The sequence below is a fragment of the Shinella sp. 1A1 genome (assembly GCF_055379515.1).
The window spans coordinates 3,098,236-3,122,606 of record NZ_AP039671.1; the positions used below are offsets into that span (position 1 = coordinate 3,098,236).

A 24,371-nucleotide genomic window follows, 5' to 3' on the forward strand; every position below is an offset into this window, starting at 1 on the left:
GGGTGCTTGCGACAAGACATGCCCCGGCAGGTTTCAGTTTCGGGCTCACAGATGCCCATCGGGGCGGCCAATGGCAAGAGGGAAGGCGAAATAGGGCGGTTTTCGCGATGGTTTGGCGCGGGTCTGGAACAGGGCGCGAACGAAACGGAGACGAATCGATGACTCTGGGTGATTCAGGGTTTGTTCTTTCACCGGATCGGCAAGAACCACCGGCAAGCAACGTTTGAAGAAATTTTTACCTGGCATTGCAGAATCGTTGTTTTGCAATCTATTATTTACGCAGCGATCCGGAACGGATGCCGGACAGGATTTGGTTGCCGGGAGGGCGACAACTGGAAAAGCGGCGCTTTCTATTTCCCGCGGCTTTGTCCGTGGTGGGCATTTTGCTACTGATCAGCTTCCTGCCCTTCCTCCTTAAATTTCTTGGCTACGAATATGTCCCTTCGGGACAATGGGTATCCGATTCATATCTGCCAAGTCTCGTCGTTGGACTGGGTCTCGCGGCCCTATTCTTCGTGCCCGGCGCCTTTTTCATATATAAAAGACCAAAGAAGGGCCGGGACAATACACCTTATTTGTTATTATTTCCCTTTGTCGGATATGCCGTCGGCAGAATTATAACCGTAATATCCATCCCGATGATCATAACTTTATTGTCAGGATATCAGATCGCCCATGTCTTTACCGTAAGCAAGTCCGACGGACTGGCCAGAGGAAAATGCACCTTCCCGGTCTCCCTCAAGGAATTGCCCTGGTTCTACGACAATCTTTGCTATGTCCCGGATGATCTGAGAGCGCGAATGGCACCCGGCGACAAGATCGCCCTTGCCGGGCGCGGCACACGCTTCGGCGTCTTCGTGGAACAGTTGGGCGGGCTTCGCTGAGCGCGCCGCTTTGAAAGCTTGATCGCCCCAAGCCTATACGAGATGGTCGCGCAGATCCGCCCCGTCCCAGCCGCCGCCCGCCTCGTAGAGCGGAAACACCTCTTCCGTCAGATACGGCCCGCCGCCGACCGATTCCTTCGAGGACATCAGCACGAAGCGGTTCACGGTGAAGGGCGCGGTGTGGAAGTTTCCGCGGCCGGAGAGGTAATGGGCGACGTCCTCGGTGCGGGCGTTGCGCAGGCGCGCGAGCGTGACGTGCGGGGTGAACTTGCGCGGATCGGCGGGAAGGCCGAGGCGCTGGCAGATGCGCTCGACCTCGCCCTGCAGCGCGTACATTTCCGGCGCCTGCGTGACACCGGCGAAGACCGAATGCGGCTTCTTCGAGCCGAAGGAGCCGATGCCGGAAAGCGCGAGCTGGAATTCCGGACGTTCGATGCGGTCGAGCCGGTCGACCACCTCGTCGGCGGTGCGCCCGTCGATATCGCCGATGAAGCGCAGGGTGATGTGGAAGTTCTCGACGTCGATCCAGCGGGCTCCGGGAAGTCCGCCTCTCAGGAGCGAGAGGCTCATCGCCGCGTTGCGCGGCACTTCGAGGGCGACGAAAAGTCTCGGCATGGCGACTTCTCCCTGCTGGAAAGTAACGTCAGCGAATCACGCAACGGATTTTTGCGCAACCCTAATTTCGCACCCGCGAGAACTACTCCCCTGCCTTGATCGACTTGAGGAAGGTCTCGACCGTCGGCAGGATGGACTGGACCATGACGTCCACGCCCGCCGGGTTCGGATGCATTCCATCCTCGATCTGGAGGTTCGCCTTGGTGACGACCCCGTCGAGGAAGAACGGATAGAGCGGAACGCCGTGCTTTTCCGAAAGGCGTCCGTAGATGCCATTGAAGCGTTCTGCATAATCCGGGCCCATATTGGGCGGGGCGAGCATGCCGGCGAGCAGCACCGCGATGCCGCGCTCCTTGAGCCGCGTCAGCATGGCGTCGAGGTTCTTTTCGGTCTCCTCCGGCGCGATGCCGCGCAGCGCGTCGTTGGCACCGAGCTCGAGGATGACGCCTTGCGTCCCGTCGGGGATTGACCAGTCGAGGCGGGCGAGGCCTCCGGAGGTCGTGTCGCCCGAAACGCCGGCATTGGCGATCTCGACCTCATGGCCCTTCGCCCGAAGGGCCGCCTCCAGCTTCACCGGAAAGGCGTCGGCGGCCGGAAGCTGGTAGCCGGCCATCAGGCTGTCGCCGAAGCCGACGAGCTTGACAGGTTCGGCCCGGGCGATGCCGGCGGATAACAAAGCTGTGATGGCAAGTAAGGTGAAAAATCCGAGCGCCGCTTTAAACGACATGATGCTGATCCTAGATTGCTGGCATTCCAGTCTTTTCCATACATATAGGGCAGAATTCCTTGGCCAGAACCATCATCGATCTGAAAAAAGCCGATCTCACCCTCGGACGGGCGGCCGCATCCGTCCATGTCCTCAAGGGGATCGACCTGACGATCGATGCGGGCGAATCGGTCGGCATCGTCGGGCCGTCGGGCTCCGGCAAGTCGACGCTGCTGATGGTGCTGGCGGGCCTCGAACGGCTGGACGGCGGCGAGATCCATATCGACGGCGCCGCCCTGCACGCGATGAACGAGGACAGGGTGGCCGATTTCCGCGGCCGCAATATCGGCATCGTCTTCCAGTCCTTCCACCTCATTCCCAACATGACGGCGCTGGAAAACGTCGCCGTGCCGCTGGAGCTTGCCAATGCGCGCGACGCCTTCGATATCGCGCGGCGCGAGATGGAGGCCGTCGGGCTCGGCGAGCGCCTGTCGCACTATCCCGGCCAGCTCTCGGGCGGCGAGCAGCAGCGCGTCGCCATCGCCCGCGCGCTCGCGCCCTCGCCGAAGCTGCTGATCGCCGACGAGCCGACCGGCAACCTCGACACGGAGACCGGCCGCCAGATCGCCGACCTCCTCTTTTCCAAGCAGGTCGAGCGCGGCACGACGCTGGTGCTGGTGACGCACGATCCGGCGCTTGCCGCCCGCTGCGGCCGGCAGGTCGCCATGCGCTCGGGAGAGATCGTCTCGGGCGCCGCGCCCCTGCGCGCGCTTGCCGAAGCGGTGCCGGCATGAGGGCCGGCGCGGTCCTCCGCCAGGTTCCGCTCGCCCTGCGCCTTGCCTTGCGCGAAATGCGCGGCGGCCTGAAGGGCTTCTACATCTTCCTCGCCTGCATCGCGCTCGGCACGGCGGCGATTGCCGGCGTCAACTCGGTGTCGAGCGCCATTACGCAGGCGATAGCCTCGCAGGGCCAGACGCTGCTGGCCGGCGACGTACGCTTCGAATTCCGCAACCGCTTCGCCACACCCGAGGAACTGAACTATTTCGAGGGCCTCGGCGCGGTTTCCAGGACGACGGGCCTGCGTTCCATGGTGCGCCTGCCGGACGGCTCCGACCAGACGCTGGTGGAGGCGAAGGGCGTCGACGGCGCCTATCCGCTCTACGGCACGCTGGAGACCGAGCCGCAGAAGCCGGCCGCGGCGCTCTTCGCGAAGGAGGGCGACGCCTATGGCGCGGTCGTCGCGCCGCTGCTGCTCGACCGGCTCGGCCTTGCCGTCGGCGACGAGATCCTGCTCGGCACGGCGAAGATCCGCATCGCCGCCACGCTCACGCGCGAGCCGGACGCCGTCTCGGAAGGCTTCGGCTTCGCCCCCCGCCTGATGTTGTCCGAAGAAGCCCTGCGGGCGAGCGGGCTGGTGCAGACCGGCAGCCTCGTGGAGAATGCCTACCGCATCCGCCTTGCGAAACCCGATCTCTCCCCGGCCGCCATCCGCGCGGAAGCGAACAAAGCCTTCCCGACGGCCGGCTGGTCGATCCGCACGGCCGATAGCGCGGCGCCGGCGCTGACCGCCAACATCACCCGCTTCTCGCAGTTCCTGACGCTGGTCGGCCTGACGGCGCTGATCGTCGGGGGCGTCGGCGTGGCGAATGCCGTGCGCGCCTATCTCGATTCCAAGCGCTCGGTGATCGCGACCTTCAAGTGCCTCGGCGCGCCGGCCTCGCTCGTCGCGCTCGTCTATTTCGCGCAGATCGCGCTGATCGCCTCGATCGGCATCCTGATCGGCCTTGCGGTCGGCGCCCTGATGCCGCCGGTGGCGATGCAGTTCCTCGGCGGCGTGCTGCCGGTATCGGCCAAGGCCGAGCTCTATCCTTCCGCGCTGCTGCTTGCCGCCGTCTTCGGCCTGCTGACGGCGCTCGCCTTCGCCATCATGCCGCTCGGCCATGCCCGCGAGGTGCCGGCCACCGCGCTCTTCCGCGAGCAGGGCTTCGAGGCGGGCCGCCTGCCGGGCTGGCCCTATATTCTGGGCGCCGCGCTCTTCCTTGCGGCGCTGGCCGGCCTTGCCGTCTACACGGCCTATGACCGCTACATCGCGCTCGTCTTCCTCGGCGCCATCGCCTTCGCCTTCGTCGTGCTCAGGGCCGTCGCCATGCTGATCACCGCGCTGGCGCGGCGCAGCCCGCGGGTCAATTCGCCGGCGCTCCGGCTCGCGGTCAGCAACATCCATCGGCCGGGCGCGCTGACCTCCTCCGTCGTGCTGTCGCTCGGCCTCGGCCTTGCCCTCCTCGTCACGCTGACGCTGATCGACGGAAACCTGCGCCGCGAGCTCACCGGCAACCTGCCGGAGCGCGCGCCGAACTTCTTCTTCGTCGATATCCAGGGCAGCGAACTCGACGGCTTCCGCGACGTGCTGAAGGCGAACATGCCCAAGGGCAAGATCATCGAGGTACCGATGCTGCGCGGCCGGGTGATGGAGCTCGACGGCGTCGACGTCGCCAAGGTCAAGGTTCCGCCGGAAGGGCAATGGGTGCTGCGCGGCGACCGCGGCATCACCTATGCCAAGCGCGTGCCGGAAAACTCGACGCTTTCGGAAGGGACCTGGTGGCCGGAGGACTATTCCGGCGAACCGCTGGTGTCCTTCTCCACCGAGGAGGGCCGCGAGCTCGGCCTGAAGATCGGCGATACGGTGACCGTCAACGTGCTCGGCCGCAACATCACCGCACGCATCGCCAATTTCCGCAATGTCGAATGGGAATCGCTGTCGATCAACTTCGTCATGGTCTTCTCGCCGAACACCTTTGCCGGCGCGCCGCATGCCTGGCTCGCCACCGTGATCGACCCGGGCGCGACGGCGGCGCAGGAGGCCGCGACGCTGAAGGCGATCACCAATGCCTATCCCACCGTCACCAGCGTGCGCGTCAAGGACGCGCTCGACGTGGTGAACGAACTGGTCGGGCAACTCGCCACCGCCATAAGGGCGGCCGCCGCCGTCGCGCTGGTCGCCTCCATCCTCGTGCTTGCCGGGGCGCTCGCCGCCGGCAACCGGGCGCGCGTGCACGACGCGGTGGTGCTGAAGACGCTCGGCGCGACGCGGGCGACGCTCATCCGCGCCTTCAGCTACGAATACCTGATGCTGGGGCTGGCAACCGCCGTCTTCGCACTCTTCGCCGGCGGGGCGGCTGCCTGGTTCGTGGTGAGCCGCATCATGAAGCTGCCGTCGAGCTTCCTGCCCGACGTCGCGGTGATGACGGTCGCGACCGCGCTTATCCTCACCGTCGGCATCGGCCTTGCGGGGACCTGGCGCATTCTGGGGCAGAAGGCCGCGCCCGTGCTGCGCGAGCTCTGAAAAACGACCGGCCCGCACCCTCCGCCGAGGTTGCGGGTCTTGTGCGGAACACAATTCATGCTCATATTCACGTCAGGCAAGCTGGAGCCCCGCAGCGGCTGCCCGGAACCGCCCGCAAGGCAGGGACCGACACCGTAATCCCATGGGGCTTGAACCAAGAGGACAACATGGCTGATCTCCGCAATTACCAGACCCGACCGGCGGGCGCCCAGGCCGGCGCCGTCATCGACGAGGGCCTGCGCTCCTATATGCTTCGGGTCTACAACCTGATGGCGCTGGGTCTTGCGATCACCGGCCTCGTGGCGTTCTTCGCTTCCCAGGCCGCGATTTCCGGCGGCCAGCTCACGGCCTTCGGCCAGGCGATCTATCTGAGCCCGCTGCGCTGGGTCGTGATGCTCGCCCCGCTGGCGCTGGTCTTCTTCCTGAGCTTCCGCATCCACACGATGAGCGTTTCGGCCGCGCAGACGACCTTCTGGGTCTATGCCGGCCTGATGGGCCTGTCGCTGTCGTCGATCTTCCTGATCTACACCGGCGCCAGCATCGCGCAGACCTTCTTCGTCTCGGCCGCCGCCTTCGGCGCCCTGTCGCTCTACGGCTACACGACGAAGCGTGACCTCTCCGCGATCGGCTCGTTCCTGATCATGGGCCTCTTCGGCCTGATCATCGCCTCGCTCGTCAACCTGTTCCTCAAGTCCTCGGCGCTCGACTTCGCGATCTCCGCGATCGGCGTTCTGGTCTTCGCCGGCCTGACGGCATGGGACACGCAGAAGATCAAGGAAATGTATTTCGAGGCCGACGACGTCGCCATGGCCGGCCGCAAGGCCATCATGGGCGCGCTGACGCTCTACCTCGACTTCATCAACCTCTTCCTGTTCCTGCTGCGCTTCCTCGGCAACCGCGACTGATGCCAGCAGGCCGGATGGCCGATGAAAAAACCCCGCCGGAAACGGCGGGGTTTTTGTTTGCGCATCCGGAAGGCGCGGCCGGGTGAAGAGCCGGCAGCCTTGCCGTTTATTCGGTGATGATCTTGAACTTGTCGCCCGGCTTGACCGTGCTCGTCGCGGTCATGGCGTTGATCAGCCGGAAGAGATCGAGCTTGCGCTCGGTCCCCATCATGCGGGCCGAGAGCGAGGCGATCGTATCGCCGGGGCGCGCGGTGACGACGCGCACGCGCAACGGCTTCAGCGAGGCGGCTTCCTCCGCCGTCAGCTTGCGGAACGAATTCCTGAGGATCGCCGCCGTCGGCTCCAGCGCCTTGGAGCCCGTCGGCACCGCCGTCAGGAAGCGGTAGATCTGGTTGTCGATGCGCACCACGGTGACGTCGAATTCCCAGCGGTCGGCAGCGGCCCGCGCGGTCGCGCCCGGCAGGCCGTTGATCGACACCGGCCGGATCGTCTCGGGCCTGAGGCCCGTCACCCAGCCGCTCGAAATGTAGTTGACGAGATCCTGTCCCTTGCTGTCGGCGACGCCGTCGAAGCGGATCGCGACGTCGCCGGGACCGGTCGCCAGAACCGCATCGGCCTTGTTGTCGATCTGGAAGCCTTCCGGCACGTCGAAACGAATGCCGAGCTTGCCGTGCAGGAAAGTCTGGCCGCGCACATAGCCCTCTTCCGGCGCGTCGCCGTAGAGAAGGCCGTCAATGCCGGCGAGATAGTAGTCGCGGCCGCGGTCGCCGACCGTGCCCTCCGCCCCGAAGGCGCGGGCATGCAGGCGCGCCAGCTCGACCCGCTGCGGCGCGTTCGGATGGCTCGACAGGAAGTCGAGGCTCTGGTCGGCCTCCGGATCGACCGCCGTGAAGCGGGCATAGCCGGCCATGGAATCGAGGAAGCGCGCGGCCGCATAGGGGTCGTAGCCCGCCTCGCCCAGCATGCGCACGCCGATGACGTCGGCCTGGAGCTCCTGGTTGCGCGAGAAGGCGGCAAGGCGCAGCTTGCCGCGCGCCAGCGCCTGCTTGCCGGCGATATTGCTGGACAGCACCTCGGCGACGACGCGGCTCGCGATGACCTCGGCCTCTTCCTTCTTCTGCCGCTCGATGCCGTGGTTGGCGGTGACATGCGCCATTTCATGCGAGAGCACGGCGGCAACTTCCGAGGCGTCGTTGGCGAGCGCCAGCAGGCCACGCGTCACGTAGAGATAGCCGCCCGGCAGCGCAAAAGCGTTGATGGCCGGGGAGTTGAGGATGGTGATGCGGTAGGACTGGTTCGGGTTTTCCGAAACGGCCGTCAGCGCGCCGGTAATGCGAGCGACGAGGCGCTCGGTCTTGGCGTCCTTGTATTCGCCGCCGTAGCTTGCCACGATGCGCGGGTGCTCGCGGGCGCCCATCTGGGCGCGCGGATCGTTCTTCTGCACCTCTTCGACGATCTGCGGATTGGAAGAGGGCGAGATCGTCGGCTCATAACTCTGCTCGATGAGCGACTGGCAGCCCGAAAGCAGCGTGCCCGCGAGCAGCAGGGCCGCGACGGGTCTCACGACCCCGCGCCCGGATACCATTGCAGCTCCCTGCGTCGCTTTCGCCATGTCTCTTGCCCAAGCCCCTGAATGGGTTCGCGCCCGTACCACAGCCTTCGGCCGCGGCGCGAGCGCGCATCGCCTTCGAACGGATGAGATAGACGCGCCATACCCGGCCGGCAACTCCCGATTCGACAAACGGTTTTCCTGTGGCTCCGGTGACACAGGGGGGCGACCAAATTGTGGCGTCCGCCCCGGTCAAATCGCCCCGCCCCGCGCTAAAGGCCGGAACGGCCGAGGAATTTTGCAACGGGAGGTGGATCGAGGCGTGCAAGAAAATCCGCCGCCGGCGCATCGAGGAGGATCGAGCCGGCCTCCAGGAACACCACCCGCTCGGCAAGGCGGCTGATATCCTCGGGCTGGTGGGTGATGAAGAGGAGCGTGCTCTTCGTCTCGGCATGTAGCTCGGCGATCAGCCGCGCCATGTCCGCCCGCATGGCCGGATCGAGCGCGGCGAAGGGCTCGTCGAGCAGCAGGATCGGCCGGCGGCGCACCAGCGCGCGGGCGAGCGCCACGCGCTGCCGCTCGCCGCCGGAAAGCGAGCCCGGCAGGCGCTTCTCGTAGCCGGCAAGGCCGACGCGGGCGAGCGCGGCAGCGACCGCCTCGCGGCCCGCCGCATCCAGCCTCAGGCCCGGATCGATGCCGAGGCCGATATTGTCGGCGGCGGAAAGGTGGGCGAAGAGGTTGTTGTCCTGGAAGACGATGGAGACCGGCCGCTCCGCCGGATCGTGGCCGGCCATGTCCTCGCCGAACAACCTCACGCTGCCGCTTGCCGGCTTCTCGAAACCGGCGATGACGTTGAAGAGCGTCGACTTGCCGGCGCCCGAAGGACCAGCGACGGCGACGGCAGCTCCCGCCGGAATGGCGCAATTGAACGTCAGGCGTTTTTCCGCGAAGCGCACGGTGACATCGGCAAGGGAAATGGCGGGATCAGGCATCGGAGCCGGGTCTTTCGGTTTGGCGCTCAGCGGCGGTCGAGGGCAGCGTCAGCAGCAGGCATAGCATGCCGAGGATCAGCGCGATGCCGGCAGCATCGGCCGTGCGGTAGCTCGCCATGCGGGAATAGAGCAGCCAGGGCAGCGTGACGAAGCCCTCCGCACCGAAGATGGCGACCGCGCCGAGATCGCCGAGCGACAGCGCCATGGCGAAGGCGAAAGCGGTGAGGAAGGGTTTCTTCAGCGCCGGCCAGTCGATGCGCAGGAAACGCCGCCAGCCGGTGACACCGAGGCTGAGCGCAAGGCGCGCGGTGCGGGAGAGGTGCGTGCGATAGGCGGGCTCCAGCACGCGGATGACGAAGGGCAGCGCCATCAGCGCGTTGAGCACGGTGACGACGAAGGGCGCGAAGCGGCCCGTCTCGCCGAAGGTGCGCAGCATCAGGAACCAGCCGGTGGCGACGACGACCGGCGGCACGAGCAGGATCAGCGAGCCGACCGCCGGCAGCGCGCGGCCCGTCAGCCGCGTGGCGCCGCCGCCTTCACCGCTTTCGGCAAGGCGTGGCACCAGCACGACGGGAAGGGCGACGGCAAGGCTGAGGGCGGCGGAGGCGAGCGAGATGGCAAGGCTGGTGGCGAGCGCGCGGTGGAGCTGCGCATCGGCAGCCAGCCTGACGAAATCGGCGGCAAGGCCCGAGACGAGAATGGCGGCGAGCGGGGCGGCGGTGAAGAGCGTAAAGAGGAGGATGACGAGGCCATCCGGGACGCGCCACCGGCGGCCGTCGAAGCGGCGGATGGCGCGGCCAGCGGTCATGCCCTCCTCCGGCGGGCGGCCGAAGAGCGAGATGAGCCAGAGCAGCGCCGCCGTCACCGCGATCTGCAGGAAGGCGAGCAGCACGGCGCGCTCAGGATCGAAATCGAAGCGCAGCGCCTGGTAGATCGCGACCTCGATGGTCGTGGCCGCCGGCCCGCCGCCGAGGGTGAGCACGATGGTGAAGCTCGTCGCGCAGAGCATGAAGACGAGGCCGGCGATGCCGGGCAGCACGCGGCGGATGACCGGCCATTCGATGAGCCGGAAGACCGCGCCGGAGCCCATGCCGAGATTGGCCGAGGACAACCAGTATTCCGGCGGGATGCGGTCGAGCGCGGCGAGCATGAAGCGTGCGGCGAGCGGCAGGTTGAAAAAGACATGGGCGATGAGGATGCCGGCGAGCCCGTAGACGCTGACCGGGCTTTCGAGGCCGGCAAGGCGCAGGAGATCGTTGACGACGCCCTGCCGCCCCCAGATTCCGACCACGCCGAGCGCGGCGACCAGCGCCGGCAGGCCGAGCGGCACGACGGAGAGGCGGACGATCCAGACGCGGCCGGGAAAGGTCCGCTGCCGGGCAAGCGCCCGGGCGACAGGGATGGCGAAGAGGACGGAGAGCAGCGTGGAAAGCGCCGCCTGCATCAGCGTGAACCGGGCGACGCGGCCGATATAGGCGTCGAGCAGCGGTGCGCCGCTGCCGCCGCCCGCATGGGCGAGCAGCACGGCAGTCGCCGCCCCGACGAAGACGAGCACGCCGCCGAGGGCAAGGCCCCCGGCGATGTCCAGCATCCGTCGTTCGGCGCGGGCGAAGATCATCCTATTTCGCGCTCATCGCGCCGAGCCATTCGTCGATCCAGGCCTTGCGGTTCGCCGCGACCTCGTCGGACGGCATCAGGAAGGTCTTTTCCGGCTTCACCAGCGCGTCGAAGGCGGCCGGCAGCGGATCGCGGGTCTTGGCGGCGGGCATCATCCAGTTGGTTTCCGGGATGAGCGACTGGAAATCCGGCCCTGTCATGAAGGTGAGGAACTGGCGGGCGAGGTCCTTGTCATGGGAGGTGCGCGTCAGGCCGGCGACCTCGATCTGGATATAGTGGCCCTCGGAGAAGGCGGCAGCCTTGTAGCGCTCGGTGTTCTCCGCGATCACGTGATAGGCCGGCGAGGTCGTGTAGGAGAGCACCATCGGCGCCTCGCCCTTGGTGAAGAGGCCGTAGGCTTCCGACCAGCCGGGAGTGACGGTCAGCACGCGGTTCTTCAGCTTGGCCCAGGCTTCCGCCGATTTGTCGCCATAGACGGATTTGACCCAGAGCAGCAGGCCGAGGCCGGGCGTCGAGGTGCGCGGGTCCTCGATGACGATCTTCTGCGACGGATCGCCCTCGACCAGCTCCTTGAGGCTTGTCGGCGGGGTCTTCAACGCCTCGGTATCGTAGACGACGGCGAAGTGGCCGTAGTCGTAGGGCAGGAACGTATCGTCGGAGAAGCCGCCCGGAACGGTGAGGCCTTCCGGCTTCAGGCCGTGCGGCTCGAAGAGACCGGTCGCCTTGGCTTCCGAGATCAGGTTGGTGTCGAGACCGAGCACCACGTCGGCCTTGGTGCCCTCGCCCTCCAGCTTGAGGCGGGTCAAAAGCTCGACGCCGTCGGCGACGCCGACCCATTCGACCTTGCAGCCGCAGGTCTTCTCGAAGGTCTCCTTGACCTTCGGCCCCGGGCCCCATTCGGCAACGAAGCTCTCATAGGTGTAGACGGTCAGCGTCTTTTCCTGTGCGAAGGCGGGAAAGGCGAGGGTTGCGGCGAGCACCGCGATGGAAGAAAGAAATGCCGCGCGCATCAGCGCCTCCTTGTCGGGTCACAAACGGGAATAGGGCGCTGGATTGAGCCGTCTAATCCCTCCGCCGGTACGAGCCGGATCAGGTTCTTCGGGTTGGCAGACGCCTCTCAGCCGGCAGGTCGAGACCCGCGAGCACCCCGTTAGAGCGGAAAAAGGCATAATCCCGCGCGCCCCGGCGCGCAAGGGGTGGAGGCGGAAACCGTGTGACGGAAGACGGCCCTGCATGGGGCTGCCCCTCACCCTAACCCTCTCCCCGCAAGCGGGGAGAGGGGACGTGCCCCACGAACGGTTGCTGATTGGGGAAAACGGCGCGGCATATCCCTTCGCCCCGCAGCCAAGGAGAAGGTGGCCGGCAGGCCGGATGAGTGGCGAGCGCTCCCGCGATTACCCAACCCTTTTGAGAGTTATCAGCCGCCCGCAGCAGCCGTCCCGAGCGCCTTCTCGATGGCCGGATAGAGCCCGCCCTTCAGGCTCTTTTCGTCGAACGGACCGACCCGCTTGTAGAGGATCGTCCCATCCGGCCCGACGAGATAGGATTCCGGGATACCGTAGACGCCCCAGTCGATCGCCATCTTGCCGACGGGATCGAGACCGATGGCCGAGAAGGGATTGCCGAGCTCGCCGAGGAAGCGCAGCGCATTCTCGCTGCCGTCCTTGTAGTTGACGCCGACGACGGTGATGCGCGGGTCCTTCGACAATGCCAGGATGACCGGATGCTCCTGCCGGCACGGCACGCACCAGGAGGCCCAGAAATTGACGAGCGTCAGCTTGCCCTTACCCGTCTGCGCCGTCAGTGCCGGAACGGGCGTGCCGTCCTTCGTGGCGCCGGCGAGCGGTTCGAGATCGCGGAACGGCGCCTTGGTGCCGATCAGCGCGGAGGGGATTTCCGAGATGTCGCGGCCGGAATTGAGCTGCGTCCAGAAGATCAGCGCCAGACCGAGGAAGATTGCCAGCGGCAGCGCGGCGAGGATCAGGCGCGTGCGCTTGCCCGCGCCCTCGGCATTACCTTCGCTCTCGCTCATGGATTGCCCTCGCTGCGCGCCGAACGGCGGCGGATGCCGGCGGCTTCGAGCTGCTCGATCTCGCGGCGGCGGCCGCGATGGTCCAGCCAGACCCAGGCGATGAGGCCGAGCGTGACGGCGAAGGCGGCGATATAGGACACCGCGACATAGAAGGTATGGCTCATGCGGCGCCTCCCGCGCGGCCGGCGGCGCGGGCTGCATGGCGGCGCAGCACCGCGATGCGGCGGCGCAGAATCTCGTTGCGCATGGCGAGGATATGCAGCGTGAAGAACAGCATGGTGAAGGCGACGGCCATGATGAGGAGCGGCCAGAGGAATTCCGGGTCGATGGTCGGCCCGCCCATGCGGATGACGCTCGCCGGCTGGTGCAGCGTGTTCCACCACTCGACCGAGAACTTGATGATCGGGATGTTGACGAAGCCGACGAGGATCAGCACGGCGCTGACCTTGGCGGCGCGCGTCGGATCGTCCATGGCGCGGCCGAGCGCGATGAGGCCGAGATACATCAGGAAGAGCACGAAGACGGAGGTGAGCCGCGCGTCCCACACCCACCATGTGCCCCACATGGGCTTGCCCCAGAGCGAGCCGGTGATGAGCGCGACGAGCGTGAAACAAGCGCCGATGGGTGCGGCGGCCTTGGCCGAGACATCGGCGAGCGGATGGCGCCAGACGAGCGTGCCGAGCGCCGAGAGCGCCATGACCGAATAGCACATCATGGAAAGCCAGGCGGCCGGCACATGCACATACATGATGCGCACCGTCTCTCCCTGCTGGTAATCGCCCGTCGTGGTGAAGGAGAGGTAGAGCCCCGCCGCGAAGAGACAGAGCGTCAGCCCGGCAAGCCAGGGCCAGACGATAGCGACCAACGCCAGGAACCGCGTCGGGTTGGCGAGGTCGCTGAATTTGCGGATGGCAAGGCTCGGTTCGTTCATGATGGTTCTTTAACGCGGAAGCACCCGGTCTTCAATTGATCTGCCGCAATCACTTTCTCGTCAGTCGCTCGAAAGACGAAGGGCCGCAGCCGCGGCGACCGGGCCGATGACGGCGAAGGCGAGGTTGAGCGCGACGAGGATGAGGAAGGGCGGCAGGAAGGGCGCCGGTTCCTGGATCGCCGCATAGACCGCGCTCACCCCGAAGATCAGCACCGGAATGGCGAGCGGCAGCACGAGGATGGAGACGAGCAGCCCGCCGCGCGGCAGCGCCACCGCCACCGCCGCGCCCGCCGCGCCGATGAAGGTGATGGCCGGCGTGCCGGCCAGCAGCGTCAGCGTCGTCGCGCCGATGGCGGTCTCGTCCATGTTCATGAAGAGGCCGAGCAGCGGCGAGGCGATGACGAGCGGCAGGCCGGTCGCGAGCCAATGGGCGAGGCACTTGACGAAGACCGTCAGCACCAGCGGCGTCTCCTGCATCAGCAGAAGGTCGAGCGAACCGTCCTCGCGCTCGGCCTGGAACAGCCGGTCGAGGCCGAGGAGGGAAGCGAGCAGCGCACCGATCCACAGGATCGCGGGACCGATGCGGGCGAGGAGATTGAGGTCCGGCCCGACGCCGAAGGGGATGACAGCGACGACCGTCATGAAGAAGAGGACGCCGACCAGGGCGCCGCCGCCGGCGCGCACGGAGAGCTTGAGGTCGCGGAGAAGGAGGGCGATCATGCTGCGCTCCGCAGGCTTCGAGGGCTTGGCTCACCCCCCTCTGCCCTGCCGGGCATCTCCCCCACAGGGGGGGAGATTGGCAAGAGGCGCAAGCCCAGCTCAAACAGAAACGTCAAAGAGGAAGCAAAGCATTGCCCCACCCAATCTCCCCCCTTGTGGGGGAGATGCCCGGCAGGGCAGAGGGGGGTAGCCACGGACACGCCCATCACCACACATCCTCCATGATCCCGGCAAACCCCTTCATCCGCAATTCCTTCACCCCCTCCAGCCCCAGCGGCTGGTGCGTCGCGGCAATCGCGATGCCGCCACTTGCAAGGTGGGCGGTGACGAGACCGGCGAACATCGTCTCGGCTGCCGCATCGAGTGCCGCCGTCGGCTCGTCGAGGATCCAGACCGGCCGCCACGAGACGAGCAGCTTCGCCATCGCCATGCGGCGCTGCTGGCCGGCGGAGAGATAGCCGAAGGGAAGATGCGCGATGCCGCCGAGGCCGACGGCCTCGACTGCCTCCATGACCGGCACGCCCGCCCCGCCGGCAAAATCGCCGAAGAAGGATTTCCAGAAGGACAGGTTCTCCTCGACGGTGAGCTCTCGCTTCATCGCGTTGCGGTGGCCGAGATAGTGCGCGGCCTCACCGATCTGGCCGACCGGTTGCGCTGCAGCAAGGAATTTCGCGGCTCCCGCATGCGCCGGCAGGAGACCCGCCAGAACCCGCAGCAGCGTCGACTTGCCGGAGCCGTTCGGCCCCTTGACGACGAGGGCTTCGCCGCTGGCGATTTCAAAGGAAATATCTTGGAAAATCAGGTCTTCGCCGCGCTTGGCGCTCAATCCCTCGGCGACGAGCCGCATGGCTTTTCACTTTCCCTTTACGACCTTGGTCGCAACGCAAAAAAATTGTCCCGATTTACCGTCAGGCGCTCTGGATCGTTTCTTAGAAATTATCTATAACGCCCGCAACACGCCAGCGGTCGGCGTGAATTTCATCCAAGCGCCGAACACGGGAATGATTTCCGCGTACGGACAGCGGAAATGGCCGCACCCGCATCCCATTCGCGCTCAACGCGCACGGGCGTTCGTACGTCAGCTTTCTGGCGCCAGACGAGACGGGGTATAAAGTGTCCAAATCCCTAGACAGTTTCAATTGTCGTTCGACCCTTACGGTGAACGGCACCGACTATGTTTACTACAGCCTTCCCAAGGCCGAGGCGAACGGCCTTGCCGGGGTCTCGAAGCTGCCCTACTCGATGAAGGTGCTTCTTGAGAACCTGCTGCGCTTCGAGGATGGCCGCTCGGTCACCAAGGAGCAGATCCTTTCGGTCGTCGACTGGCTGACCAACAAGGGCACAGTCGAGAACGAGATCGCTTATCGCCCGGCGCGCGTGCTGATGCAGGACTTCACCGGCGTTCCCGCCGTCGTCGACCTTGCGGCCATGCGCGACGCGATGGTCTCGCTCGGCGGCGACCCGGAGAAGATCAACCCGCTCGTTCCCGTCGACCTCGTCATCGACCACTCGGTCATCGTCGACGAATTCGGCACGCCGACCGCCTTTGCCCGCAACGTCGAGCTGGAATACCAGCGCAACGGCGAGCGCTACCGCTTCCTCAAGTGGGGCCAGCAGGCGTTCCAGAACTTCCGCGTCGTTCCCCCGGGCACCGGCATCTGTCACCAGGTCAATCTGGAATATCTGGGCCAGACGGTTTGGACCAAGGAAGAAGACGGCGAGATCATCGCCTACCCGGATACCTGTGTCGGCACGGACAGCCACACGACCATGATCAACGGCCTTGGCGTTCTCGGCTGGGGCGTGGGCGGCATCGAAGCCGAGGCCGCCATGCTCGGCCAGCCGGTCTCCATGCTCCTGCCCGAGGTCATCGGCTTCAAGCTGACCGGCAAGCTCAAGGAAGGCGTCACGGCGACCGACCTCGTGCTGATGGTCGTGCAGATGCTGCGCAAGAAGGGCGTCGTCTCGAAGTTCGTCGAATTCTTCGGCCCCGGCCTCGACAACATGACGCTCGCCGACCGCGCGACGATCGGCAATATGGGTCCGGAATACGGCGCGACCTGCGGCTTCTTCCCGGTCGACGGCGAGACCGTCAACTACCTCACCATGTCCGGCCGCGAAGAGCAGCGCATTGCCCTCGTTGAAGCCTATTCGAAGGCCCAGGGCATGTGGCGTGACGGCGACGGCTCCGACCTCGTCTTCACCGACACGCTCGAACTCGACCTCGGCGACGTGGTTCCGGCCATGGCCGGCCCGAAGCGCCCGGAAGGCCGCATCCCGCTGGAAAACATCGCCTCCGGCTTCGCGACGTCGATGGACAACGACTACAAGAAGCCCGGCCAGCTTTCGAACCGCTACGCCGTCGAAGGCACGGACTACGATATCGGCCACGGCGACGTCGCCATCGCCGCCATCACGTCCTGCACCAACACGTCCAACCCGTCGGTCCTCATCGCCGCCGGCCTTCTCGCCCGCAACGCGGTCGCCAAGGGCCTGAAGACGAAGCCGTGGGTCAAGACGTCGCTGGCACCGGGATCGCAGGTCGTCGGCGAATACCTCGCCAAGTCGGGCCTGCAGGCCGACCTCGACAAGCTCGGCTTCAACCTCGTCGGCTTCGGCTGCACGACCTGCATCGGCAATTCCGGCCCGCTGCCGGCGCCGATCTCCAAGACGATCAACGACAAGGGCCTGATCGCCGCGGGCGTCCTTTCGGGCAACCGCAACTTCGAAGGCCGCATCTCGCCGGACGTGCAGGCGAACTACCTCGCCTCCCCGCCGCTCGTCGTCGCCTACGCACTTGCCGGTACGGTCCAGAAGGACCTGACCAAGGAGCCGATCGGCGAAGACCGGGACGGCAACCCCGTCTACCTCAAGGACATCTGGCCCTCCTCCAAGGAGATCCAGGAGTTCATCATGAAGTACGTCACGCGTGAGCTCTATGCCACGAAGTATGCCGACGTCTTCAAGGGCGACGAGAACTGGCAGGCCGTGCAGGTTCCCGAGGGGCAGACCTATGCCTGGGACGACAAGTCGACCTATGTGCAGAACCCGCCCTATTTCGTGGGCATGGGCAAGACCGGCTCGGGCCTCAAGAACATCGAAGGTGCGCGCGTCCTCGGTCTCTTCGGCGACAAGATCACGACCGACCACATTTCCCCGGCCGGTTCGATCAAGGCGGCTTCCCCGGCCGGTGCATACCTCACGGACAATGGCGTCGCGGTCGCGGACTTCAACCAGTACGGCACGCGCCGTGGCAACCATGAGGTCATGATGCGTGGCACCTTCGCCAATATCCGCATCCGCAACCACATGCTCGGTCCGAACGGCAAGGAAGGTGGCTACACGATCCACTATCCGTCCAAGGAAGAGTTGTCGATCTACGACGCGGCCATGAAGTACAAGGCCGAGGGCGTTCCGCTCGTCATCTTCGCCGGCGTCGAATACGGCAACGGCTCCTCGCGCGACTGGGCGGCCAAGGGCACCAACCTCCTCGGCGTCAAGGCCGTGGTGGCGCAGTCCTTCGAGCGCATCCACCGCTCCAACCTCGTCGGCATGGGCGTCGTGCCCTTCGTCTTCGAGGAAGGTACGACCTGGGCTTCGCTCGACCTCAAGGGCGATGAAGTCGTCACGATCGAGGGCCTGGAAGGCGACATCAAGCCGCGCGAGAAGAAGATCGCGAAGATCACCTACTCCGACGGCACGGTGAAGGAAGTTCCGCTCCTCTGCCGCATCGATACGCTGGACGAGGTGACCTACATGAACAATGGCGGCATCCTGCAGACCGTTCTTCGCGACCTCGCCGCCTGAGCCACCAACGGCTGAAAACGAAGTGCCGGGGCAGAAAGCCCCGGCATTTTTCGTTTTCGAGGGCAAAAATCTCACTCCATCGTGACTTCCTGTTGAAGCGGCAAGGGCGTAAGACGGCTGAAAAGGCTGGCCTGCGGCCGGCATTGCATTGGAAATGATCATGCCGAGACCGTATGTACCGGAATGTCTGGCGATCCTGCTGACGCTCGGCGCCGGCATCGCCCATGCACAGGAAGCGAACGCGCCGAAGGGCGTCGTCGAGCTTTTCACCAGCCAGGGCTGCTCCTCCTGCCCGCCGGCCGACAAGGCGCTCGAGACGCTTGCACGCGAAGGCAAGGTCGTCGCCCTCGCCTATCATGTCGACTACTGGAACTATCTCGGCTGGGCGGACACGCTCGCCTCCAAGGACAATACCGCCCGGCAATATGCCTATGCCCGCATGTTCGGCCGCAACGGTGTCTATACGCCCCAGGCCGTGCTGAACGGCCGCGAGCACATCAACGGCGCCGACCTTTCCGGCATCCGCACCCGCCTCGATTCCCTGCCGAAGGAAGGCAAGGGGCTCGACGTACCGGTGACCGTCGAGGTGAAGAACGACGAGCTGCGCATCCACGTCGGAGCCGGGCAGGGCAAGGCCAATATCGTGATCGCCTATTTCGAGCGCGAACGCTCGATCAATATCGACAAGGGCGAGAATCGCGGCAAGACCGTCAATTACTGGCACGCCGTGACCAATATGGAAACGATCGGCATGTGGGAGGGCAAGGAGACCAATCTGGTGCTTCCCGCCGACATGCTGAAGAAGAAGGAAAAGCCCGGCGGCTGCGCCGTGCTTCTCCAGCGCATGAAGACGGCCGACACGCCCGGCGCGATCCTCGGGGCGACGGTTCTGGCAGGCGACGAGGCATCACGGTAAATCCTCCCCCGCGGGGGAGGTCCGGTCCGGCTTCTTCGAGGGGCTGGGGCTTGAGGGTTCGAAGAAAGACGGACCGGACCGGGACGAAGCTGCCGGCAACGGATACAGGGCAACTTCGACAGTCGCGCACCGTTCCGAACCGGCTTCCTGCTTGAGGCAACAGACTGGTACGGGCCGCGACGGGCGAACTCTCTCTTTTAATTTGGGCTTCTGTTTGTCTGAAATGCGGCGGGACAGATTTTTGCGAAATCGCCGCTTTCGGCCCATCCAGCTTGCATTTCAGCGCCGCTCAGGCACACTGTCACGCAGCCGTCACAGACGAGGTGCGGAGATTCGATGACCGATCAGCCGGATTTGCAGGCGTCCAGTGTCGTGGTCGACCTCAAGGAATACCGCAACAGCAAGGATCCGCTGCCGGTGACCTTCCACCGCCGTGAACTCGATGCGATCCTCTGGGTCTATGGCCGCATGGTGGGTGAAGGCGAATGGCGCGACTATGCCATCGACCATATGCGCGACAAGGCCGTCTTCTCGATCTTCAAGCGATCCGGCGAAATGCCGCTCTACCGGGTGGAGAAGAACCCGAAGCTTGCCGCCAAGCAGGGCGCCTACAGCGTCGTCAACCAGCAGGGCATGATCCTGAAGCGCGGGCACGAACTGAACCAGGTGCTGAAGGTCTTCGACAAGGTATTGCGTCTCGTCGAGACGTAAGCCCGCCCTTCCCCTTCTCCCGCTTCCAATGAAGTCACCCTCGGGCTTGACCCAAGGATTCAAGTAGCTCGGCATTTGCGGCGTGGATGCTCTAGTCAGGTCCGAGCATGACGGAGAGGAGGTTACGACCTACCCCGATCACCCTTCAATTCACCCCATCGTCCCCGGATAGTCCACCACCGACGGCTCCGTCTCCGCTCCGTCGCCGAGGGCGCGCTGCATGAAGACCGTGTCCAGCCAGCGGCCGTGCTTGAAGCCGGTCGCCGTCATGCGGCCCGAATGCGCAAAGCCGGCGGCGCTGTGGACGGCAATGGAGGCCGGGTGCGCGCCGCCGATGACGGCCACCATCTGGCGGAAGCCGAGATCCGTGCAGCGGCGGATGAGCTCGGCCAAGAGCGCCTTGCCGACGCCCTTGCCGCGCGCTTCCGGCGCCAGATAGACCGAGTCCTCCACCAGCCAGCGATAGGCCGGCCGCGTGCGGAAGGCCGAAGCATAGGCATAGCCGAGGATGAGGCCGGTCTGCTCCACCGCCACGATATAGGGATAGCCCTTGCCGGTGATCGCCGTGAAGCGCGCCTCCATCTCGTCGAGCGTCGGCGGATCGATCTCATAGCTCGCCACGCCGTTCAGCACGGATTCGCGGTAGATTTCGGTGAAGGCGGCGATATCGCCGAGCACGGCGGTGCGGATGACGAAGCTCATGCCTATGTTTCTATGAACGATTCCTATAGGATGGCAACGTTTTGCGGACGGAATTTTGCAGGGACAAGACTGCGATCGCGTGAATGGCAGGAAAAGGACAGAACATGTCTTCGTTTGCAGAGCTGGCTGACTATTTAATTCAAAAACTTATCTCTAATTGGGATAAATCCGGTATAATATAATAAATTATTTCTCATAACTATTATATTTATAATTACCGTCTCCTGTATAATTGTTTCAATTCTAAATATAAAAGAAACATTTCTAAGCTTTTATGAAGGAACCGGACATTTCAGATAGAGTAAGGGGACGGGGTTAACCCATCCCCTGTCATGCGGACTTCCGGCCGGCAGGCTCAGGCGCCGTAGACGATCAAGAGGTCCTTGGCGTCGATCTGGTCGCCGGCCTTGACCAGCACTTCCGAGATCATGCCGTCCTTTTCGGCATGCAGCGCCGTTTCCATCTTCATCGCCTCGATGGAGAGCAGCACGTCGCCGGCCTTGACCGTTTGGCCGGCCGAGACCGAGACCGTCGAAATGACGCCCGGCATCGGCGCGCCGAGATGAGCGGCATTGCCGCTGTCGGCCTTGCGGCGCACGGCCGAGGTGGCGGCGCGGTTGCGGTCCGGCACCTTGATGAGGCGCGGCTGGCCGTTCAGTTCGAAGAACACCTTGACCATGCCCTGCTCGTCCGGCTCGCTTTTCGCCTGATGCAAGATGACGAGGGAAACGCCCTTCTCCAGCTCCGGCGAAAGCTCCTCGCCGGGGGCAAGGCCGTAGAAATAGGCCGGCGTCGGCAGCACGCTGACCGGGCCGTACAGGTCGGCGGCCAGCGCATAGTCGGTGAAGACCTTCGGATACATGAGGTAGGAGGCGAACTCGAAGTCGTCGATCTTGCGCTCCAGCTTGTCCTCGATGGCCTTGCGCTCGGCATTCAGATCGGCCGGCGGCAGCAGCGAGCCCGGCACGGCCGTATAGGGCGTCTCGCCCTTCAGCGCCTTCTTCTGGAGACCGGCCGGCCAGCCGCCCGGGGGCTGGCCGAGGTCGCCCTTCAGCATCGAGACGACCGATTCGGGGAAGGCGATATCCTTGGCCGGGTTCTCGACATCGGCGACCGTGAGGTCCTGCGAGACCATCATCAGCGCCATGTCGCCCACCACCTTGGAGGAGGGCGTCACCTTGACGATGTCGCCGAACATCTGGTTGGCGTCGGCATAGGCCTGCGCCACGCGATGCCACCTGGTTTCGAGGCCCAGCGAGCGCGCCTGTTCCTTGAGATTGGTGAACTGGCCGCCCGGCATTTCATGCAGATAGACTTCCGAGGCCGGCCCCTTGAGGTCGCTTTCGAAGGCGGCATACTGGAAACGCACGGCCTCCCAGTAGAAGGAGATGCGGCGGATCCATTCGGGATCGAGGCCCGGATCGCGCTCGGAGCCCTTCAGCGCCTCGACGATCGAGCCGAGGCAGGGCTGCGACGTATTGCCGGAAAGCGCATCCATCGCCGCATCCACCACATCGACGCCGGATTCGACGGCGGCAAGCACGGTCGCCGCCGCGATACCGGACGTATCGTGGGTGTGGAAATGGATCGGCAGGTCCGTCGCCTCGCGCAGCGCCTTGAACAGTACCCGCGCGGCGGCCGGCTTCAGGAGACCCGCCATGTCCTTCACCGCGATCATGTGCGCGCCGGCCTTTTCCAGGTCGCTTGCGAGGGCGGTGTAGTATTTGAGGTCGTATTTCGGGCGGGCGGAATTGAGCAGGTCGCCGGTATAGCAGATCGCCGCCTCGCAGATCTTGTTCTCTTCGGCGACCGCCTCCATCGAGACGCGCATGTTGTCGACCCAGTTGAGGCAGTCGAAGACGCGGAAGACGTCGATGCCGCCCCTGGCCGCCTGCCGCACGAAGTATTTGACGACATTGTCGGGATAGTTCTTGTAGCCGACGCCGTTCGCCCCGCGCAGGAGCATCTGCAGCAGGAGATTCGGCGCGTCCTCGCGGATGCGGGCCAGCCGGTCCCACGGGTCTTCCGTCAGGAACCGCATGGAGACGTCGAAGGTCGCGCCGCCCCAGCATTCCAGCGAGAAGAGCTGCGGCAGGGCGCGGGCATAGGTGCCGGCGACGCGGGCGATGTCATGCGTGCGCATGCGGGTGGCGAGCAGCGACTGGTGCGCGTCGCGCATGGTTGTGTCCGTCAGGAACACCCGGTTCTCGCCGCGCACCCATTCGGCGAACTTCTTCGGTCCGAGCTCATCGAGCTTCTGCTTGGTGCCGGGGACGATCTCACCCTCGATGAAGGGCACGACGGGCTTGGCGACGTCGGCCGGCGGCTTCGGCCGGCCCTTGGCCTCCGGGTGGCCGTTGACGGTGACGTCGGCGAGGTAAGTCAGCAGCTTGGTGGCGCGGTCCTGGCGCTTGACCTGCTGGAAGAGCTCCGGCGTCGTGTCGATGAAGCGGGTCGTGTAGCTGTTGTCGCGGAAGCGTTCGTGGGTGATGATCGCTTCGAGGAAGGTGAGGTTCGTCGCGACGCCGCGGATGCGGAACTCGCGCAGCGCGCGGTCCATGCGGGCGATCGCCTCCAGCGGATCCGGCGCCCAGGCCGTGACCTTGACCAGCAGCGGATCGTAGAAGCGGGTGATCACCGCGCCGGGATAGGCCGTGCCGCCGTCGAGGCGGATGCCGAAGCCTGAGGCCGAACGATAGCCGGTGATGCGGCCGTAGTCGGGAATGAAGTTCTGTTCCGGGTCTTCGGTGGTGATGCGGCACTGGAGGGCATGGCCATTGAGGCGGATATCCGCCTGTGCGGGCACGCCCGACTGCGGCGTGCCGATGGCATGGCCGTCGAGGATGTGGATCTGCGCCTTGACGATGTCGATGCCGGTCACGACTTCCGTGACGGTGTGCTCGACCTGGATGCGCGGGTTCACCTCGATGAAGTAGAACTTCCCACTGTCGGCATCCATCAGGTACTCGACGGTGCCGGCGCCGACATAGCTGGTCGCCTTGGCGATCTTCAGCGAATAGTCGGCGAGCTCCTGGCGCTGCGCATCCGAAAGATAGGGCGCGGGCGCGCGCTCGACGACCTTCTGGTTGCGGCGCTGGATGGAACAATCGCGCTCGAAGAGATGCACGACATTGCCGTGCGTGTCGCCGAGGATCTGGCTTTCGACGTGGCGGGCGCGCTCGACGAGCTTTTCGAGATAGACCTCGTCCTTGCCGAAGGCGGCCTTGGCCTCGCGCTTGGCTTCCGTCACCTCGCGGATCAGGTCCTTCGGATCACGGATGGCGCGCATGCCGCGCCCGCCGCCGCCCCAGGAGGCCTTGAGCATGACGGGATAGCCGATCTCCTCCGCAAGGCGACGGATCTCCTTCTCGTCGTCCGGCAGCGGATCGGTCGCCGGCACGACCGGCACGCCGACGGAGATGGCGAGGTTGCGCGCGGCGACCTTGTTGCCGAGCTGGCGCATGGTGGCCGGGCGCGGACCGATGAAGGTGATGCCGGCGGCATCGCAGGCATCGACGAATTCCGGGCTTTCCGACAGCAGGCCGTAGCCGGGATGGATGGCGTCGGCGCCGGAAAGCTTGGCGACGCGGATCACTTCCTCGATCGACAGATAGCTCTCGATAGGACCGAGGTCGCGCGAAAGATGCGAACCACGGCCGATCTGGTAGCTTTCGTCCGCCTTGAAACGGTGCAGCGCAAGTTTGTCTTCCTCGGCCCATATCGCGACTGTTTTCAGCCCCAGCTCATTGGCCGCGCGGAACACGCGGATGGCAATTTCTGAACGGTTGGCGACAAGGATCTTGGAAATGGGCAAGTCGGACTCCTCATTGACTTGGAAAGCGGCGGCTTGGAAAACGGGAAAATGCTGCACCCGCGAAGAGAATTATTAGCGGGTAATTTCCAAAGTGCAATTTTGGAGTCGTCACGGAACAAAAGATTTG

At 65.1% G+C, this 24,371-nt stretch carries 21 protein-coding genes and 1 riboswitch; of the genes, 7 read left to right on the forward strand and 14 right to left on the reverse strand.

Features of this window, described 5'->3' with window-relative positions; translation table 11 throughout:
- Window positions 1-45 precede the first annotated feature (45 nt).
- Complete coding sequence (locus tag ACZ48C_RS15180) at window positions 46-267, reverse strand: hypothetical protein (RefSeq protein ID WP_464781607.1); 222 nt, start codon at window positions 265-267, stop codon at window positions 46-48.
- 29 nt (window positions 268-296) lie between these two features.
- Here ACZ48C_RS15180 and ACZ48C_RS15185 point away from each other — a divergent pair, with 29 nt between their 5' ends.
- Entirely contained in the window at window positions 297-884 is a 588-nt protein-coding gene (locus ACZ48C_RS15185; RefSeq protein ID WP_464781608.1) for a hypothetical protein, read from the forward strand.
- Window positions 885-917: 33 nt separating this feature from the next.
- Here the strand turns inward: ACZ48C_RS15185 and thpR are convergent, their stop codons facing one another.
- On the reverse strand, window positions 918-1,499 hold the full coding sequence (gene thpR / locus ACZ48C_RS15190) for an RNA 2',3'-cyclic phosphodiesterase (protein WP_119257844.1): 582 nt from the start codon (window positions 1,497-1,499) through the stop codon (window positions 918-920).
- Between the two features lie 82 nt (window positions 1,500-1,581).
- Window positions 1,582-2,226, reverse strand: a complete 645-nt coding sequence (locus ACZ48C_RS15195) for an arylesterase (protein WP_464781609.1) — start codon at window positions 2,224-2,226, stop codon at window positions 1,582-1,584.
- Window positions 2,227-2,285: 59 nt separating this feature from the next.
- Between ACZ48C_RS15195 and ACZ48C_RS15200 the strand changes: the two genes are divergently transcribed.
- The 3 genes from ACZ48C_RS15200 to ACZ48C_RS15210 all read left to right on the forward strand — a co-directional run bounded on the left by ACZ48C_RS15200 (window position 2,286) and on the right by ACZ48C_RS15210 (window position 6,453).
- The gene (locus ACZ48C_RS15200) at window positions 2,286-2,999 is read left to right on the forward strand and encodes an ABC transporter ATP-binding protein (RefSeq protein ID WP_464781610.1); all 714 of its coding nucleotides are present in this window, start codon (window positions 2,286-2,288) and stop codon (window positions 2,997-2,999) included.
- Window positions 2,996-5,548: an ABC transporter permease gene (locus ACZ48C_RS15205; protein WP_464781611.1), complete on the forward strand. Its 2,553-nt coding sequence runs from the start codon at window positions 2,996-2,998 to the stop codon at window positions 5,546-5,548. Before ACZ48C_RS15200 ends, ACZ48C_RS15205 begins: the two co-directional genes overlap by 4 nt.
- Before the next feature lie 167 nt (window positions 5,549-5,715).
- The gene (locus ACZ48C_RS15210) at window positions 5,716-6,453 is read left to right on the forward strand and encodes a Bax inhibitor-1/YccA family protein (RefSeq protein ID WP_464781612.1); all 738 of its coding nucleotides are present in this window, start codon (window positions 5,716-5,718) and stop codon (window positions 6,451-6,453) included.
- Window positions 6,454-6,559: 106 nt separating this feature from the next.
- Here the strand turns inward: ACZ48C_RS15210 and ACZ48C_RS15215 are convergent, their stop codons facing one another.
- The 9 genes from ACZ48C_RS15215 to ccmA form a co-directional block, all read right to left on the reverse strand.
- Complete coding sequence (locus ACZ48C_RS15215) at window positions 6,560-8,038, reverse strand: M48 family metalloprotease (protein ID WP_119257849.1); 1,479 nt, start codon at window positions 8,036-8,038, stop codon at window positions 6,560-6,562.
- 236 nt (window positions 8,039-8,274) lie between these two features.
- Window positions 8,275-8,994, reverse strand: coding sequence for a thiamine ABC transporter ATP-binding protein (gene thiQ, locus ACZ48C_RS15220; RefSeq protein ID WP_464781613.1), 720 nt, complete (start codon window positions 8,992-8,994; stop codon window positions 8,275-8,277).
- Window positions 8,987-10,585 carry a thiamine/thiamine pyrophosphate ABC transporter permease gene (thiP, locus tag ACZ48C_RS15225; protein WP_464782818.1) on the reverse strand — a complete coding sequence of 533 codons (1,599 nt, stop codon included), beginning with the start codon at window positions 10,583-10,585 and terminating at the stop codon, window positions 8,987-8,989. Before thiP ends, thiQ begins: the two co-directional genes overlap by 8 nt.
- A 28-nt stretch (window positions 10,586-10,613) precedes the next feature.
- The gene (gene thiB, locus ACZ48C_RS15230) at window positions 10,614-11,621 is read right to left on the reverse strand and encodes a thiamine ABC transporter substrate binding subunit (protein WP_464781614.1); all 1,008 of its coding nucleotides are present in this window, start codon (window positions 11,619-11,621) and stop codon (window positions 10,614-10,616) included.
- Between the two features lie 39 nt (window positions 11,622-11,660).
- A riboswitch (TPP riboswitch) is annotated at window positions 11,661-11,771 on the reverse strand.
- Between the two features lie 257 nt (window positions 11,772-12,028).
- A complete protein-coding gene (locus ACZ48C_RS15235; protein ID WP_464781615.1) occupies window positions 12,029-12,643 on the reverse strand; it encodes a DsbE family thiol:disulfide interchange protein in 615 nt (204 codons plus the stop codon).
- Window positions 12,640-12,807 carry a heme exporter protein CcmD gene (ccmD, locus tag ACZ48C_RS15240; RefSeq protein ID WP_464781616.1) on the reverse strand — a complete coding sequence of 56 codons (168 nt, stop codon included), beginning with the start codon at window positions 12,805-12,807 and terminating at the stop codon, window positions 12,640-12,642. Before ccmD ends, ACZ48C_RS15235 begins: the two co-directional genes overlap by 4 nt.
- Complete coding sequence (locus tag ACZ48C_RS15245) at window positions 12,804-13,574, reverse strand: heme ABC transporter permease (RefSeq protein WP_119257854.1); 771 nt, start codon at window positions 13,572-13,574, stop codon at window positions 12,804-12,806. Before ACZ48C_RS15245 ends, ccmD begins: the two co-directional genes overlap by 4 nt.
- A 60-nt stretch (window positions 13,575-13,634) precedes the next feature.
- Window positions 13,635-14,294 (reverse strand): heme exporter protein CcmB, encoded by a 660-nt coding sequence (gene ccmB / locus ACZ48C_RS15250; RefSeq protein WP_424548865.1) that lies wholly within the window; start codon window positions 14,292-14,294, stop codon window positions 13,635-13,637.
- Between the two features lie 205 nt (window positions 14,295-14,499).
- Entirely contained in the window at window positions 14,500-15,141 is a 642-nt protein-coding gene (gene ccmA / locus ACZ48C_RS15255; RefSeq protein ID WP_464781617.1) for a heme ABC exporter ATP-binding protein CcmA, read from the reverse strand.
- A 266-nt stretch (window positions 15,142-15,407) separates the two neighbouring features.
- Here ccmA and acnA point away from each other — a divergent pair, with 266 nt between their 5' ends.
- The 3 genes from acnA to ACZ48C_RS15270 all read left to right on the forward strand — a co-directional run bounded on the left by acnA (window position 15,408) and on the right by ACZ48C_RS15270 (window position 19,728).
- On the forward strand, window positions 15,408-18,101 hold the full coding sequence (acnA, locus tag ACZ48C_RS15260; protein WP_464781618.1) for an aconitate hydratase AcnA: 2,694 nt from the start codon (window positions 15,408-15,410) through the stop codon (window positions 18,099-18,101).
- A gap of 157 nt (window positions 18,102-18,258) precedes the next feature.
- Complete coding sequence (locus ACZ48C_RS15265; protein ID WP_432430871.1) at window positions 18,259-19,017, forward strand: DUF1223 domain-containing protein; 759 nt, start codon at window positions 18,259-18,261, stop codon at window positions 19,015-19,017.
- A gap of 336 nt (window positions 19,018-19,353) precedes the next feature.
- Entirely contained in the window at window positions 19,354-19,728 is a 375-nt protein-coding gene (locus ACZ48C_RS15270; RefSeq protein ID WP_119257859.1) for a DUF2794 domain-containing protein, read from the forward strand.
- Between the two features lie 150 nt (window positions 19,729-19,878).
- On the opposite strand, the gene ACZ48C_RS15275 is transcribed toward ACZ48C_RS15270, so the two are convergent.
- A complete protein-coding gene (locus tag ACZ48C_RS15275) occupies window positions 19,879-20,430 on the reverse strand; it encodes an N-acetyltransferase family protein (RefSeq protein ID WP_464781619.1) in 552 nt (183 codons plus the stop codon).
- Between the two features lie 355 nt (window positions 20,431-20,785).
- Window positions 20,786-24,244: a pyruvate carboxylase gene (gene pyc, locus ACZ48C_RS15280; protein ID WP_464781620.1), complete on the reverse strand. Its 3,459-nt coding sequence runs from the start codon at window positions 24,242-24,244 to the stop codon at window positions 20,786-20,788.
- Window positions 24,245-24,371 lie beyond the last annotated feature (127 nt).

Excerpts from the sequence above, each read along its gene's own strand:
- ACZ48C_RS15185 (WP_464781608.1), top strand. The coding sequence starts at position 297 with ATGCCGGACAGGATTTGGTTGCCGGGAGGGCGACAACTGGAAAAGCGG.
- thpR (WP_119257844.1), bottom strand. The coding sequence starts at position 1,499 with ATGCCGAGACTTTTCGTCGCCCTCGAAGTGCCGCGCAACGCGGCGATG.
- ACZ48C_RS15195 (WP_464781609.1), bottom strand. The coding sequence starts at position 2,226 with ATGTCGTTTAAAGCGGCGCTCGGATTTTTCACCTTACTTGCCATCACA.
- ACZ48C_RS15205 (WP_464781611.1), top strand. The coding sequence starts at position 2,996 with ATGAGGGCCGGCGCGGTCCTCCGCCAGGTTCCGCTCGCCCTGCGCCTT.
- ACZ48C_RS15210 (WP_464781612.1), top strand. The coding sequence starts at position 5,716 with ATGGCTGATCTCCGCAATTACCAGACCCGACCGGCGGGCGCCCAGGCC.
- ACZ48C_RS15215 (WP_119257849.1), bottom strand. The coding sequence starts at position 8,038 with ATGGTATCCGGGCGCGGGGTCGTGAGACCCGTCGCGGCCCTGCTGCTC.
- thiQ (WP_464781613.1), bottom strand. The coding sequence starts at position 8,994 with ATGCCTGATCCCGCCATTTCCCTTGCCGATGTCACCGTGCGCTTCGCG.
- thiP (WP_464782818.1), bottom strand. The coding sequence starts at position 10,585 with ATGCTGGACATCGCCGGGGGCCTTGCCCTCGGCGGCGTGCTCGTCTTC.
- thiB (WP_464781614.1), bottom strand. The coding sequence starts at position 11,621 with ATGCGCGCGGCATTTCTTTCTTCCATCGCGGTGCTCGCCGCAACCCTC.
- ACZ48C_RS15235 (WP_464781615.1), bottom strand. The coding sequence starts at position 12,643 with ATGAGCGAGAGCGAAGGTAATGCCGAGGGCGCGGGCAAGCGCACGCGC.
- ccmD (WP_464781616.1), bottom strand. The coding sequence starts at position 12,807 with ATGAGCCATACCTTCTATGTCGCGGTGTCCTATATCGCCGCCTTCGCC.
- ACZ48C_RS15245 (WP_119257854.1), bottom strand. The coding sequence starts at position 13,574 with ATGAACGAACCGAGCCTTGCCATCCGCAAATTCAGCGACCTCGCCAAC.
- ccmB (WP_424548865.1), bottom strand. The coding sequence starts at position 14,294 with ATGATCGCCCTCCTTCTCCGCGACCTCAAGCTCTCCGTGCGCGCCGGC.
- ccmA (WP_464781617.1), bottom strand. The coding sequence starts at position 15,141 with ATGCGGCTCGTCGCCGAGGGATTGAGCGCCAAGCGCGGCGAAGACCTG.
- ACZ48C_RS15270 (WP_119257859.1), top strand. The coding sequence starts at position 19,354 with ATGACCGATCAGCCGGATTTGCAGGCGTCCAGTGTCGTGGTCGACCTC.
- ACZ48C_RS15275 (WP_464781619.1), bottom strand. The coding sequence starts at position 20,430 with ATGAGCTTCGTCATCCGCACCGCCGTGCTCGGCGATATCGCCGCCTTC.